We start from the raw sequence: 13,303 nt of genomic DNA, 5'->3' as shown, positions 1-13,303 counted from the left end.
AGGGGCGCTCGCCGGAGTGCGGAGGGTCTTGAAATCTGCTGTTGGGGCCCGCAGACTGCGACTGAGTCATCCACACGCTCCCAGGAGGGCCCATGACAACCGAACGCAGTCGTCTCCCCGTCGCCGAGGCGTTCGACTCGGTGCCGCGGGCCCCGTTCCTGCCTGCGACCGAACGGACACTGACCAAGTGCAACGTCCCGCTGGCGATCGGCCACGGCCAGACGAACTCCCAACCGAGCACGGTCGCCGATATGCTCGAACTCCTCGACGTGCGCCTCGGCGATCGGGTCCTCGACCTCGGTGCGGGGTCCGGGTGGACGACCGCCCTGCTCAGCGTCCTGGTCGGAGACGAGGGGCAGGTATCAGGAGTCGAACGCCATCAGGCGCTCGTCGATACGGCGCGGACCGCTCTGAGCCATCTGGACTGCGAGAATGCGGAGATCCTCACCGCACGCCCCGGGCAGCTCGGGCTGCCCGAGGCCGGTCCCTTCGACAAGATCCTCGTCTCGGCCGGTGCCGAGGAGGTTCCCGCGCAGCTGCTCGACCAGCTCGAGATCGGAGGCATCATGGTCATCCCCGTGAATGGTCAGATGCTCAAGGTCGTACGCGACGGGCGCGGGGACGATGAGGTCACGATCACTCGCCACGGCCTGTACCGCTTCGTCCCCCTGATCACCGAGTGACAGTGCTGCTCTCTCTGCCGCGACGCGGATCGATCACACGAGCGAATCGCGCCACGCCTGGTGCAGCTGAGCGAACCTGCCGGTGCCGGATATGAGCTCGTCCGGGGTGCCGTCCTCGACGATCCGCCCCGCCTCCATGACGAGCACTCGATCGGCGATCTCGACGGTGGACAGGCGGTGGGCGATGATGATCGCGGTCCTGCCCTCCAACACGGTGGCCAGAGCGTTCTGCACCAACCGCTCCGAAGGGATGTCGAGGTGCGCGGTCGCCTCGTCGAGGACGACGACATCAGGGTCGGCGAGGAAGACGCGGGCGAAGGACACGAGCTGACGCTGTCCCGAGCTCAGCCGGCCGCCTCGCTTCTTCACATCCGTGGCGTAGCCGTCCGGCAGACGGCGGATATAGGCGTCGAGGCCGACTGCCCGAGCGGCGGCGAGGACTTCCTCGTCTCCGGCCTCCGGATTGCCGATGCGGATGTTGTCGGCGATGGTGCCGGCGAAGAGGAACGACTCCTGAGTGACCATGACGACCGACGAGCGCAGCTGCTCATCGTCGAGATCACGCAGATCCACCTCGTCGAGGCTGACTCGGCCGTCGCTGGGATCGTAGAAGCGGGTGACGAGCTTGACCAGGGTCGACTTGCCCGCACCTGTGGCGCCGACGAGCGCGACGATCTGCCCGGCGGGGATGTGCAGATCGAAGCGGGGGATGACGTCGGGACCGTCCGCATAGGCGAAGCGGACGGCCTCCAGATCGAGGGCGCGACCGCTGCCGGCCGCGGACTCCGCCGCGGAGGAAGCCGAATCGGCGCTCTCCTCGCCATGCGTGGGCAGCATCTGCGGGTTCTCCGGTGCGACCACCTCGGGGTCGGTGTCGAGGACCGCCGCGATCTTCTCCAGTGCCGCCGAGGCGGACTGGTAGAGGTTGAACGCCTGCACGAGTTCGTCGAGCGGACCGTAGAACCGGCGCAGGTAGAGGATGAACGCGGCGAGCACACCGATCTGCGTCCACCCCTCGATGACCAGCCACGCGCCGACGACGATGATCACAGTCTGGGTGACGTTGCCGATCAGCCGGGTCCAGCCGGCGAACCAGGCGACCCCGCGCAGCGCATCGGTGTTCGCATCGCGATAACGGGTGTCCTGATCGCTCAGCGTCCCGCGCCGCTCGGGCTGACGGCGATAGGCCTGCACCGCGCGGATGCCGCCCATCGTCTCGACGAAGTGGACGATGACCTTCGCGATCGAGGTCCGCGTCCGCCGGTAGGCGCTGCGTTGCGTCGAATTCGCCGCCTTCGTGATGAAGAACAGTGGAACGAACCCGGCGAAGACGACCACGGCCAGCGGCACGTCGAGGACGATGAGGGTGACGGCGATGAAGCTCATCTGCAGCAGGGCCAGCGCCGTTTCGAACAGCGAGTAGGACAGGAACTGCTGCACGGACTCCATGTCCGAGGTCTGCCGGGACACCAGCCGGCCCGAGGTCGACTTCTCGTGATAGCCCAGGTCGAGGCGCTGCACATGGGTGACCATCCTCTCGCGCAGGGTGAAGAGGATCTTCTGCGCGGTGATGCCCACCAGCCTCGTCGAGGTGAATGCGAGGATCGCCGAGCCGAGGGCCGAGGCGACGAACAGGGTGACCGCGCGGATGAGCGGGGCGAGGTCGCCGTCGATGGCGGCTGGGATCCCCTTATCGAGGGCGTCGGCGATGAAGACGGGTCCGATGACGAGCAGGACCGCGGTGAGGACGACGATGACGGCGAGGAAGATCACCATCGGCAGATGGGGTCTGACCAGCGACTTGAGCAGGGCGCGGGCCTTGGCGGCGATGTCCGGCGGCAGCTGTTCGATCTCGTCGTCGCTGTCGAGGCGCGGAGCGCTCATGCCCGTCCTCCTTCCTGTGTGATCGCGCTCGCCCCCATGAGTTCGCGGTAGAGCGGCGAGGATTCGAGGAGCTCCTCGTGCGTGCCGTGGGCGGCGATCCGACCGTCGTCGATGACGGCGACGACATCGGCCAGTGCCGCTGTCGAGGGGCGGTGGGCGATGATGAGTGTCGTCGAATCCGGCAGGATCTCCCGCAGCGCCCGCTGCACGCGGTCCTCGGTATCGACATCGACGGCCGAGAGCGGGTCGTCGAGGACGAGGATGCGCGGGCGGCCGATGACCGCACGGGCCAGCGCGAGACGCTGTCGCTGACCGCCGGACAGGGACAGTCCCTGCTCGCCGACCTGCGTGTCCAGGCCTTCGGGCAGGCGGGAGACGAAGTCCTTCGCCGAGGCGATCTCGAGGGCATTCCAGATCTCCTCCTCGTCGGCACCCGGGGCGCCCATCTCGACGTTCTCGGCCACGGAGGTCGAGAACAGGATCGGATCCTCGAAGGACACGGATACGAGGCGGCGCAGTTCGTTGACCGGCATCTGCCGGATATCGACGCCGTCGATGCTCACCGTCCCCGAGGTGACGTCCTGCAGCCGGGGGACGAGCGAGGCCAGCGTCGTCTTCCCCGAGCCCGTCGCACCGACGAGGGCCAGGGTCTGCCCGGGTTCGATCCGCAGATCGAGGCCCTCCAAGGTGAGACGGTCGGTGTCGGAGAAGTGGAAGGAGACGTCGTCGAAGCTCAGCTGTCCCCGGTAGTGACCGACCTCGGGATCGTCCTCGACGCTGCCGTCGGCATCGGTGATGTCGTGTCTGATGTCGATGACCTCCCAGTATCGTCCGGCCGCGGTCAGCGCCATGAGCGCATCGGCGAGCAGGAAGCCGAGCATCTCGATCGGCATGCGCAGGACCATCGAGATCGTCACCGCGGCGACGACCGTGCCCACGGTGGTCCAGCCCTGGACGACGCCCCAGGTGCCGATGGCGACGATTGCGGCCTGGGCGAGCGTGGGCAGCAGCAGGAGCACGCTCCACAGCCAGGAATCGAGCTCGGCCTTGCGGATCTCAAGCGCCTTCAGCCGGCTCGAGATGGCCGAGAACCGTTCGGCGGCCCAGGGGGAGCGGCCGAAGGACTTGAGGATCCGGATGCCCTGAATGGACTCCTCGACATCGGTCGTGACCTCGCCCATCGTGTCCTGCGAGCGGCGGGAGGTCTCACGGTAGCGCTTCTCGAAGACGGCGACGGCGATGATCGCCGGCACCGCCATGACGATCATGATCAGCCCGAAGACCGGCTGCATCACAACGAGCATGATCGTACCGACGGCGAGCACGATCGGAGTCGAGACGAGGAAGGGCAGTCCGAAGGCGAAGAAGCGCCGCAGCATGGACAGGTCGTTGACCGCGCGCGAGAGCAGCTGGCCGGATTCCCAGGAGTCGTGGATCGCCACCGAGGTGTACTGCAGGCGGTCGAAGAGACGCGACCGCCAGGTGATCTCCCAGCTTGCGACGACGGGGGCGACGATCATGCGTCGGGCCCACATTCCCACGGCTTCGGCGATGCCGATGACGAGCACGCCGAGGACGGGCAGCCACAGTGCAGAGAGGTCGCGATGGGCGATCGGTCCGTCGATGATGTGGCCGGTGATCATCGGCACGACGAGCTGGATGCCGTTGGCCAGGAGAGTGAGGACGAGCACGAGGACGTACACGCCGATGCGGGAGCGGAGATCGGGCCAGAACCGAAGGAGGGGACGCACGAATATCAAGCGTAGTCCTCGGATGTGATCTGTTCCACGGTTCCGGCAAAGAGGCTTCCCTTTTCTCTCACCGCTGAATCCGCACCGTCTCACCGGCCACCGGCCCTGAATCTCGGATTACGAGACGATCGATTGCGAGGTTTGACACCGTCGTCCGCTGCGGTGAACCATTGAGGCATGACTCACCTTCTCGTCGTCGTTATTAGCCAGCGCGCGGATCTTCCGTAGCCTGTCGAGACGACACGTTCCGCGCGCCCCTACCGAAACCGGAGGGGCTTTTTTCATGCGGAGACGAGAGGGAACACTAGGAAGGATAGGAATCGATGGCAGCCAAGCCCTCGACCGCGAAGGCCGCCGGGAACCAACCCGCGGCCGCGCCGGTCACCGCCACACCGTCCAGCATTCGCCGCGCAGCCGGCCCGGAGGTCCTCACCGGTGCCCAGGCGATCGTCCGCAGCCTCGAGAAGCTCGGGGTCGACACGGTGTTCGGGCTTCCCGGCGGGACCATCCTCCCCACCTATGACCCGCTGTTCGAGACCGACGAGATCCGACACATCCTCGTCCGCCACGAACAGGGCGCCGGACATGCGGCCGAAGGCTATGCGGCCGCCTCCGGCAGGCTCGGCGTGTGCATCGCGACCTCGGGACCCGGTGCAACGAACCTCATCACGGCACTGGCCGATGCCCATATGGACTCGGTGCCGATGCTTGCGATCACCGGGCAGCAGGCGTCGAGCCTGCTCGGCACCGACGCCTTCCAGGAGGCCGATATCGTCGGCATGACGATGCCGGTGACCAAGCACAGCTTCCTCGTCACGAAGCCCGAGGACATCCCCGCGGCGCTCATCAACGCCCACCACATCGCCACCACGGGACGTCCCGGGCCGGTCCTCGTCGACATCACGAAGGACGCGCAGACGGGCTCCGTGCCGTTCGTCTGGCCGGAGGAACCGGCGCTGCCCGGCTACCGTCCGGTCCTCAAGCCGCACGCGAAGCAGATCCGCGAGGCGGCGAGGCTGATATCCGAATCGCAGCGCCCGGTGTTCTACATCGGCGGCGGCGTCATCCGCTCGGAGGCGGAGAAGGAGCTGCTGCGTCTGGCCGAGGCGACGAACATCCCCGTGGTCACGACCCTCATGGCCCGGGGTGCCTTCCCCGATTCGCATCAGCTGCACCTGGGCATGCCGGGCATGCACGGCAGCGTGCCGGCCGTGACCGCTTTCCAGAAAGCCGATCTGCTCATCGCCATCGGCGCCCGCTTCGACGACCGGGTCACCGGCAGGCTCGATTCGTTCGCCCCGAACGCCCAGGTCATCCACGCCGACATCGACCCGGCCGAGATCGGGAAGAACCGGGACGTCGACGTCGCGATCGTCGGCGATGCCCGCGAGGTGCTCGCCGAGATGCTGGGCGAGATGCGCGAGAGGTTCCCCAAGGCGCTCGAACGCCAGCGTGAGCCCTGGTGGCGGTTCCTCAATCGTCTCAAGGAGACCTATCCGCTCGGCTACGACCGGCAGGGGGAGCTCTGCGATCCGCAGTACGTGATCTCGCGGATCTCCGCGCTCACCGGCCCCGAGGCGGTCTACGCGGCGGGTGTGGGCCAGCACCAGATGTGGGCCGCCCAGTTCATCGAATTCGAACGTCCGAAGTCGTGGCTGAACTCCGGGGGCCTGGGCACCATGGGCTACTCCGTGCCCGCCGCCATGGGGGCGAAGGTCTCGCAGCCCGACCGCGTGGTGTGGGCGATCGACGGGGACGGCTGCTTCCAGATGACCAATCAGGAGCTCGCCACCTGCGCCATCAACAGCATCCCGATCAAGGTCGCGATCATCAACAACTCCTCGCTGGGCATGGTCCGGCAGTGGCAGACCCTGTTCTACGACGGCCGGTACTCGAACACCGACCTCAACACCGGTCATGAGACGATCCGCATCCCCGACTTCGTGGGCCTCGCCGAGGCCTACGGCTGCGAAGCCCTGCGCGTCGAACGCAACGAGGACGTCGACGCGGCGATCGAGAAGGCGCTGTCGATCAACGACCGGCCCGTCGTCCTCGACTTCACGGTCCCGCCGGATGCGATGGTGTGGCCGATGGTCGCGGCCGGCGTGTCGAACGACGAGATCGAATACGCCCGCGGCATCCGCCCCGAATTCGACGGGGAGGACGACGATGAGGCCGAGGCGCCCATCGCCGGGCCCGGCACGGAAGAAGACGGCACGGTGCGTTCCGTGGCTCAGATCGAAGGAGGCCTGGAATGAACAACCGGCACACACTCTCAGTCCTGGTCGAGAACAAACCCGGTGTGCTCACCCGTTTCACCGGACTCATCGCCCGACGCGGCTTCAACATCCACAGCCTCGCGGTGGGCGTGACGGAGCACGAGGAGCTCTCGCGCATCACCGTCGTCGTGGACGTCAAGGACGTGCCGCTCGAGCAGGTGACCAAGCAGCTGAACAAGCTCGTCAACGTCATCAAGATCGTCGAACTCGAACCCGAGACCTCGGTTCGCCGCGCGCACATCATCTACAAGGTCAAGGCCAATGCCGCGACCCGGCCGCAGGTCGCGGCGGCGGTGGAGATGTTCCGCGCGAAGATCGTCGACGTCGGTCCCGAGTCCGTCAGCGTCGAAGCCACCGGCGAGCTCGGCAAGGTCGAGGCGCTGCGCGAGGTCCTCGAGCCCTTCGGGATCAAGGAGATCGTGCAGTCGGGAACCGTGGCCATCGGCCGCGGCGCGAAGTCGATCACCGACCGTGCCCTGCGCGGCTGAACCGCCTCGGCGAAGGAATCTGCGTTCCAATCCGTGGAACGTCCGTCATCTCAATAAATGAGCAGCAGTACCGAACTGTGAAACAATGGGTACATCACCCGTAATCCTAAGGAGCTAGAACTATGGCAGCAGAACGCTATTACGACGACGATGCCGACCTGTCCGTCATCCAGGGCAAGAAAGTCGCCGTCATCGGCTACGGCAGCCAGGGCCACGCCCACTCGCTGAGCCTGCGCGATTCGGGCGCGGAAGTCCGCATCGGACTCAAGGAGGGCTCGGCCAGCCGCGACAAGGCCGCTGCCGAAGGCCTCGAGGTCGGCACCCCCGCCGAGGTGGCCGCCTGGGCCGATGTCATCACCATCGCCGCCCCCGACCAGGTGCAGGCCGACATCTTCAACAGCGAGATCAAGGACCAGCTGGCACCGGGCAAGACGCTCGTGTTCATCCACGGCTTCAACATCCGCTACGACTACATCCAGGCTCCCGAGGGCGTCGACGTCATCATGGTCGCCCCCAAGGGGCCCGGCCACGTGGTCCGCCGCGAATTCGTCGGCGGACGCGGTGTGCCCGTGCTCGTCGCCGTCGAGGTCGACGCCTCGGGCAAGGCCTGGGACACCGTCCTGTCCTACGCGAAGGGCATCGGCGGCCTGCGCGCCGGCGGCATCAAGACCACCTTCACCGAGGAGACCGAGACCGATCTGTTCGGCGAGCAGACCGTCCTCTGCGGCGGCGTCTCCCACCTCGTGCAGTACGGCTTCGAGACCCTGACCGAGGCCGGCTACCAGCCCGAGATCGCCTACTTCGAGGTCCTCCACGAGCTCAAGCTCATCGTCGACCTGATGGTCGAAGGCGGCATCGCCAAGCAGCGCTGGTCCTGCTCCGACACCGCCGAGTACGGCGACTACGTCTCCGGACCGCGGGTCATCACCCCCGAGGTGAAGGAGAACATGAAGGGCGTCCTCGACGACATCCAGAACGGCAAGTTCGCCGAGCGCTTCATGAACGACCAGAAGAACGGCGCCCCGGAGTTCAAGGAGCTGCGCGCCAGGGAAGAGCAGCACCCGATCGAGGCCACCGGCCGCGAACTGCGCAAGATGTTCGCCTGGCTCAAGGACTCCGACGACGACTACACCGAGGGCACTGCCGCACGCTGAGTCCGAGTCCCACCCTCGCCGAGGCGGTGCCGCACTGAGCAGGGCGGTCGAGCGCGGCGAGAGGGGAAGGGCGGAGCCCCGGACACCGATCGGTGTCCGGGGCTCCGTCGCGTTCGTGCATGCGTCGGCGCGGGCGCGCGGCGTCGGCCGGCTCCGGACGTCGCTCGCCATCGCCGAGCAATTCGACGATTCGCTCCGACTCCGGGGCCGAACTGGATTACTGTGGGTGTGTGACGAATTACAGATTCGAAGACTTCAGGCCCGGCATCGACGAGACCACCGGTGAGCCGGACGCCCGCACGAAAGGCTATTTCGCCTCGACGAGCGTGGGATTCCACGACCCTCGGTCGACCGATGCCGCGCTGTTGGGCCGGGTCGAGCGGGCGATCGCCGATGGGCGCCGCCTCACCGCCGTCTACGCCGATCAGGAGTACGAGCACGGACTGGACTCCTCGATCCCCGTGGCGACCTTCGCCTGGTTCGAGAAACTCGTCAACGTCGGCGGGGGACGGCTCGTCCCCGGCCACCTCATCACCTGGATCACCGTGCGCCCGACGCACCGCCGGCGGGGTCTGCTGCGGTCGATGATGACCACCGACCTCGCCGAGGCGAAGGCGAACGGCTACCCGTTCGCCGCGCTGACGGCGACGGAGGGCGGAATCTATTCGCGGTTCGGATTCGGCGTGGCCACCTGGTCGCATTCGATCGAGGTCGACACCTCGCCGGGCTTCAAGATGGTCCGCGAACCCGATCGGCGCGTCGAGATGTGCCTGCCCGGCGAACTGCGGGAGCTGGCGCCGAAGATCTATGACAGATTCATGCGCACCTCGCCGGGCGCCATGGAACGGCAGCAGACCTACATCGAGCGCGCCACGGGTGCGCTCAACACCGAGACCGGCGAGGAGGACCGCGGTGTCCGCGCGGCCCTGCACTTCGATGAGCAGGGTGAGCCCGACGGCTACGTGTCCTATAAGTTCGCCGGCTGGTCGAAGACCCCGCCGACCGTCGACATCATCGACTTCGTGGCCGTCACCGACGCCGCCTACGCCTCTCTGTGGTCCTTTCTCGCGGCCATCGACCTGTCCACCCGGGTGACCTTCTCGGAGTCGGCCGAATACTCTCCGCTGCCGTGGCTGCTGACCGATTCGCGGCGGGTGAAGACGGTGGCGACCGAGGACAACATCTGGATCCGCATCCTCGACATCAAGTCCGCTCTCGAGGCCCGTCCTTGGTTTGTGCCGGGGACGCTGACGATCGATGTCGACGATTCGCTCGACCTCGCCGGGGGACGCTTCACCATCACGTCAAACGGGGAGAACGCCGAGGTGACCCCCGCTTCAGTATCCACGCCCGCGGACTTGGGCCTGGGCATCGCCGAGCTCGGTTCGCTGTACTTCGGCGGCGCGGATCCCGTCATCCTGGCCAGGGCCGGACGCATCGACGAGAAGACGCCGGGAGCGGCAGTTCTCGCCAGCGCGATGTTCAGCCTCGGCCGGGCGCCGTATTCGCCGAACGGGTTCTGAGGCCTCCGGCTGCTGGGCTGCGTTCTGTTGAGCGATCTTCCCAGAATCTGAGACTTTGTGAAGGCTCGCCCGAAGTCTCATAAGATGGACAGGTCCCGGACGCTACAGGAGGAAATCAGTGCCCAAGCCCGTCGTGCTCATCGCCGAAGAACTGTCACCGGCCACTATCGAAGCCCTCGGAGGAGACTTCGAGATCCGCCACACCGAAGGCGCTGACCGATCCCAGCTCCTGTCCGCCATCGTCGACGCTGATGCGATCCTCGTCCGCTCGGCCACGCAGGTCGACGCCGAGGCCATCGGAGCTGCGAACAACCTCAAGGTCATCGCCCGTGCAGGCGTCGGACTCGACAACGTCGACGTCCCCGCGGCCACCTCGGCGGGTGTCATGGTCGTCAACGCACCGACGTCGAACATCATCTCCGCAGCCGAACTGACCATGGCGCACATCCTGGGATCCGCACGCTACCTCGGTGCCGGCAACACCTCGCTCAAGGCGGGGGAGTGGAACCGGAAGAAGTACACCGGCGTCGAACTCTACGAGAAGACCCTGGGCATCGTCGGACTCGGGCGCATCGGAGGCCTCGTGGCCGAGCGCGCGAAGGCCTTCGGCATGCGGCTCGTCGGCTACGACCCCTACATCACGCAGTCCCGTGCCGCGCAGATGGGCGTCGAGGTCCTCGACCTGCAGAGCCTGCTCGCCGTGTCCGACTTCGTCACGGTCCACATGCCCAAGACCCCCGAGACCATCGGTATGATCAGCACCGAGGAGTTCAAGGCCGCCAAACCCGGTGCCCGCTTCATCAACGTCGCCCGCGGCGGGATCATCGATGAAGAGGCGCTGGCCGAAGCGATCGCTACCGGCGAAGTCGGCGGCGCCGGAATCGACGTGTGGAACACGGAGCCGCCGGAGCACTCGGCGCTCATGGAGTTCGACTCCGTCAACGTCACCCCGCATCTGGGGGCCTCCACCGCCGAGGCGCAGGAGAAGGCCGGAGTCGCCGTGGCGAAGTCCGTGCGCAAGGCCCTGGCCGGCGAGCTCGTACCCGATGCGGTCAACGTCGCCGGCGGGGCCATCCACGAGGACGTGCGTCCGGGCATCCCGCTGGCCGAGCGGCTCGGCCGGGTCGTCAACTCGCTCGCCGACTCCTCCGTCACCCATTTCAAGGTCGAGGTCAACGGGGAGATCGCGGACAAGGACGTCTCCGTCCTCAAGCTCTCCGCGCTGAAGGGTCTGTTCAAGGACGTCGTGTCCGATCAGGTCTCCTACGTCAACGCTCCGCTGCTGGCCGAGGAGCGCGGCATCGGCGTCGAACTCACCACCGACCCCTACTGCGAATCGTTCCGCAACATCACCCGCCTGACGGCGACGACGAGCACCGGACAGCGGATCTCCGTCTCGGGCACCGTGACCGGGCCGAAGCTCGTGCAGAAGCTCACGGAGGTCGACGGCTACGAACTCGAGATCGAACTGACCGACAATCTGCTCATCTTCCGCTACGAGGACCGTCCGGGCATCATCGGCCAGCTCGGTCTGGCCCTCGGCGCCAATGAAGTCAATATCGCCGGCATGCAGGTCTCGCCCGCGTCGACGAGCAATGAGGCGCTGTCAGTCCTGGCGGTCGATTCGGCCGTCTCCGATGAGGTCGTCAAGGCGGTCGCCGGTGCGGTGAATGCCTCGGCGTTCACCGCCGTGTCGCTGCAGGAGGACTGAGCCGCACCGATCGGGCCCGTTCACCCCTGGAGCCACAGTGCGAACCGGGGTGAGCGGGTCCTCTGTGCTGTCAGGGACCAGATCTCGTCCACGATGACGGCGACGGCGACGCCGATGAGGGCGCCGGCGATCGTGTCGGTGAGCCAGTGGACCTGCAGGGCGGTGCGTGACCACATCATCGCCAGGATCCAGATCGCGGCGAGGACGAAGGACCAGTGGAAGCGCAGCCTCGGTGTGGGTGCGGATGCGGGTGCGGGTGCGGGTGCGGGTATGGGGTCGGCCGAGAAGTCGGCTTCGTCGTCCGTGTCTGCCGCATGCACGGTTCGGGCACGCCTGCCGTGGGCGCGGGCAGCGATGATGGCCAGGCTCGTGGCCAGGGCGGCCGCTCCCATCGAATGGCCCGAGGGGTAGGAGAACCCGGTCGATTCATAGAGCTGCTCGACCGGGCGGAGGCGGGTGACGACGATCTTGAGCAGTTCGGACGTGATGATGCCTGCGCCCATGGCCGAGACGAGGAAGGCTGCGGCGCGGAATCGTCGCCGCAGGGCGAAGATCACGGCCAATACGCCTGTGCACGCGACCGCCCCCGTCCCGCCGCCCACCTCGGCGAGGACGACCGCGATCCAGTAGGGGACGGTCTCTCGGTCGAGGCCGACGAGATCCAGCCAGGTCCTGTCGACGGGAGTGGGACCGAGTGCTTCGAGGCGCACCCACAGCCCGAAGGCGATGATGAGGAGGAGCGCCGGCAGAAGCGACCACAGCAGCCAGGCCGGCTGGCGCAGCTGCCTTTCGAACCTCAAGCGTTCCAGAGGCCGTACGTGTCGGCCAGGGACGCGATCTTCTTCGCGCGGGCCAGCCGGGGCAGGTAGGAGCCGTCGGTGATCTCGGATCCGCCTTCTGCGGCCTCGAGCATCTGGCGCGCCCAGTGGCGTTCGTCCTCGCTCGGGCTCATCGCCTCGTTGAGGGCATTGACCTGGCCGACGTTGAGGACGAGCTTGCCGGTCATGCCCATCATATGAGTCGCCTCGGCGTCCTGGCGGACCTTGTCATCGTCGGCATCGGCTGCCGAGGGGCCGTCGATGGCACCGGGCAGGCCGCCCATGCGCGAGGCGATGGTCAGACGCGAACGCGCATAGGCCAGAGCCATCGGATCGCCGGAGAAACCGGTGTCCTTGCGGAAGTCATTCGTCCCGAACGCAAGGCGGAATGTTCCCGGCGCCTCGGCGATCTTCGTCGCGTTCTCCACTCCGCGGGCCGATTCGAGAAGTGCGAGCACGGGCAGTCCGGCTTTGGCGCGCATAGCCGTGTAGGAGACCTGTTCGGGACGTTCGGTCTCGGGCAGCATCACTCCGCGCATGCCCGGGAGCATGGCCACGGCGGCGAGGTCATCGTCCCAGAATTCGGATTCCATCTTGTTGATCCGCACCCAGGCCGACATGCCGGATTCCAGGGCCCGCACGACATTGTCGCGAGCTTGGAGCTTCTGATCGTCGGCGACGGAGGCTTCGAGGTCGAAGATGACGGAATCCGCTTCCGAGGTCTGTGCGGGAGTGAAGGCCTCCTCCTTCGCAGCATTGACGAGCAGCCATGACCGGGAGAGTTTGGCGGGCAGAGCTGCGGCACGGGCATTGCGGATGGTTTCGGTCAATGATCGACTTTCTCTCGGGGCTGGTCGGTGTGGCCCCCACGGGGTTCGGGGTGCTATGACCATCTTCGTCGCTCCCGTCGCAGATGTGTAGTCGGCAACAGTGATTGAGACGTGAAATTGTTCATGGTGGCACACAGCGGAGCCCTGTCGAGGAGATTGCCGAAGCGCCGCGGACTCGCGAC

At 66.7% G+C, this 13,303-nt stretch carries 10 protein-coding genes; 6 read left to right on the top strand and 4 right to left on the bottom strand.

What is annotated here, in order from left to right; all coding sequences use genetic code 11:
* The first annotated feature begins 92 nt into the window (after window positions 1-92).
* Entirely contained in the window at window positions 93-683 is a 591-nt protein-coding gene (locus tag IHE57_RS04915) for a protein-L-isoaspartate O-methyltransferase family protein (RefSeq protein ID WP_209371271.1), read from the top strand.
* Between the two features lie 33 nt (window positions 684-716).
* On the opposite strand, the gene IHE57_RS04910 is transcribed toward IHE57_RS04915, so the two are convergent.
* Window positions 717-2,567 (bottom strand): ABC transporter ATP-binding protein, encoded by a 1,851-nt coding sequence (locus IHE57_RS04910; protein WP_209371269.1) that lies wholly within the window; start codon window positions 2,565-2,567, stop codon window positions 717-719.
* A complete protein-coding gene (locus IHE57_RS04905; protein WP_366933855.1) occupies window positions 2,564-4,318 on the bottom strand; it encodes an ABC transporter ATP-binding protein in 1,755 nt (584 codons plus the stop codon). The genes IHE57_RS04910 and IHE57_RS04905 overlap by 4 nt, the downstream gene beginning before the upstream one ends.
* A 323-nt stretch (window positions 4,319-4,641) precedes the next feature.
* Between IHE57_RS04905 and IHE57_RS04900 the strand changes: the two genes are divergently transcribed.
* From IHE57_RS04900 to serA, 5 genes are all read left to right on the top strand, one after another.
* On the top strand, window positions 4,642-6,576 hold the full coding sequence (locus IHE57_RS04900; protein WP_209371267.1) for an acetolactate synthase large subunit: 1,935 nt from the start codon (window positions 4,642-4,644) through the stop codon (window positions 6,574-6,576).
* The gene (gene ilvN, locus IHE57_RS04895) at window positions 6,573-7,085 is read left to right on the top strand and encodes an acetolactate synthase small subunit (RefSeq protein WP_209323361.1); all 513 of its coding nucleotides are present in this window, start codon (window positions 6,573-6,575) and stop codon (window positions 7,083-7,085) included. Before IHE57_RS04900 ends, ilvN begins: the two co-directional genes overlap by 4 nt.
* Window positions 7,086-7,207: 122 nt before the next feature.
* The gene (gene ilvC, locus IHE57_RS04890; RefSeq protein ID WP_209371265.1) at window positions 7,208-8,239 is read left to right on the top strand and encodes a ketol-acid reductoisomerase; all 1,032 of its coding nucleotides are present in this window, start codon (window positions 7,208-7,210) and stop codon (window positions 8,237-8,239) included.
* A 230-nt stretch (window positions 8,240-8,469) separates the two neighbouring features.
* Complete coding sequence (locus IHE57_RS04885) at window positions 8,470-9,762, top strand: GNAT family N-acetyltransferase (protein ID WP_209371262.1); 1,293 nt, start codon at window positions 8,470-8,472, stop codon at window positions 9,760-9,762.
* 118 nt (window positions 9,763-9,880) lie between these two features.
* The gene (gene serA, locus IHE57_RS04880; protein ID WP_209371261.1) at window positions 9,881-11,473 is read left to right on the top strand and encodes a phosphoglycerate dehydrogenase; all 1,593 of its coding nucleotides are present in this window, start codon (window positions 9,881-9,883) and stop codon (window positions 11,471-11,473) included.
* Window positions 11,474-11,493: 20 nt separating this feature from the next.
* Here serA and IHE57_RS04875 read toward each other — a convergent pair whose 3' ends face one another.
* On the bottom strand, window positions 11,494-12,273 hold the full coding sequence (locus tag IHE57_RS04875; protein WP_209371259.1) for a phosphatase PAP2 family protein: 780 nt from the start codon (window positions 12,271-12,273) through the stop codon (window positions 11,494-11,496).
* Window positions 12,270-13,121: an HpcH/HpaI aldolase/citrate lyase family protein gene (locus IHE57_RS04870; RefSeq protein ID WP_209323356.1), complete on the bottom strand. Its 852-nt coding sequence runs from the start codon at window positions 13,119-13,121 to the stop codon at window positions 12,270-12,272. Before IHE57_RS04870 ends, IHE57_RS04875 begins: the two co-directional genes overlap by 4 nt.
* Window positions 13,122-13,303 lie beyond the last annotated feature (182 nt).

Origin of the sequence: Brevibacterium renqingii (assembly GCF_017808105.1) — a bacterium.
Lineage (GTDB): Bacteria > Actinomycetota > Actinomycetes > Actinomycetales > Brevibacteriaceae > Brevibacterium > Brevibacterium renqingii.
Note: the sequence above shows the minus strand (reverse complement) of the source record. Positions and strands in the feature narration are given on the sequence as shown.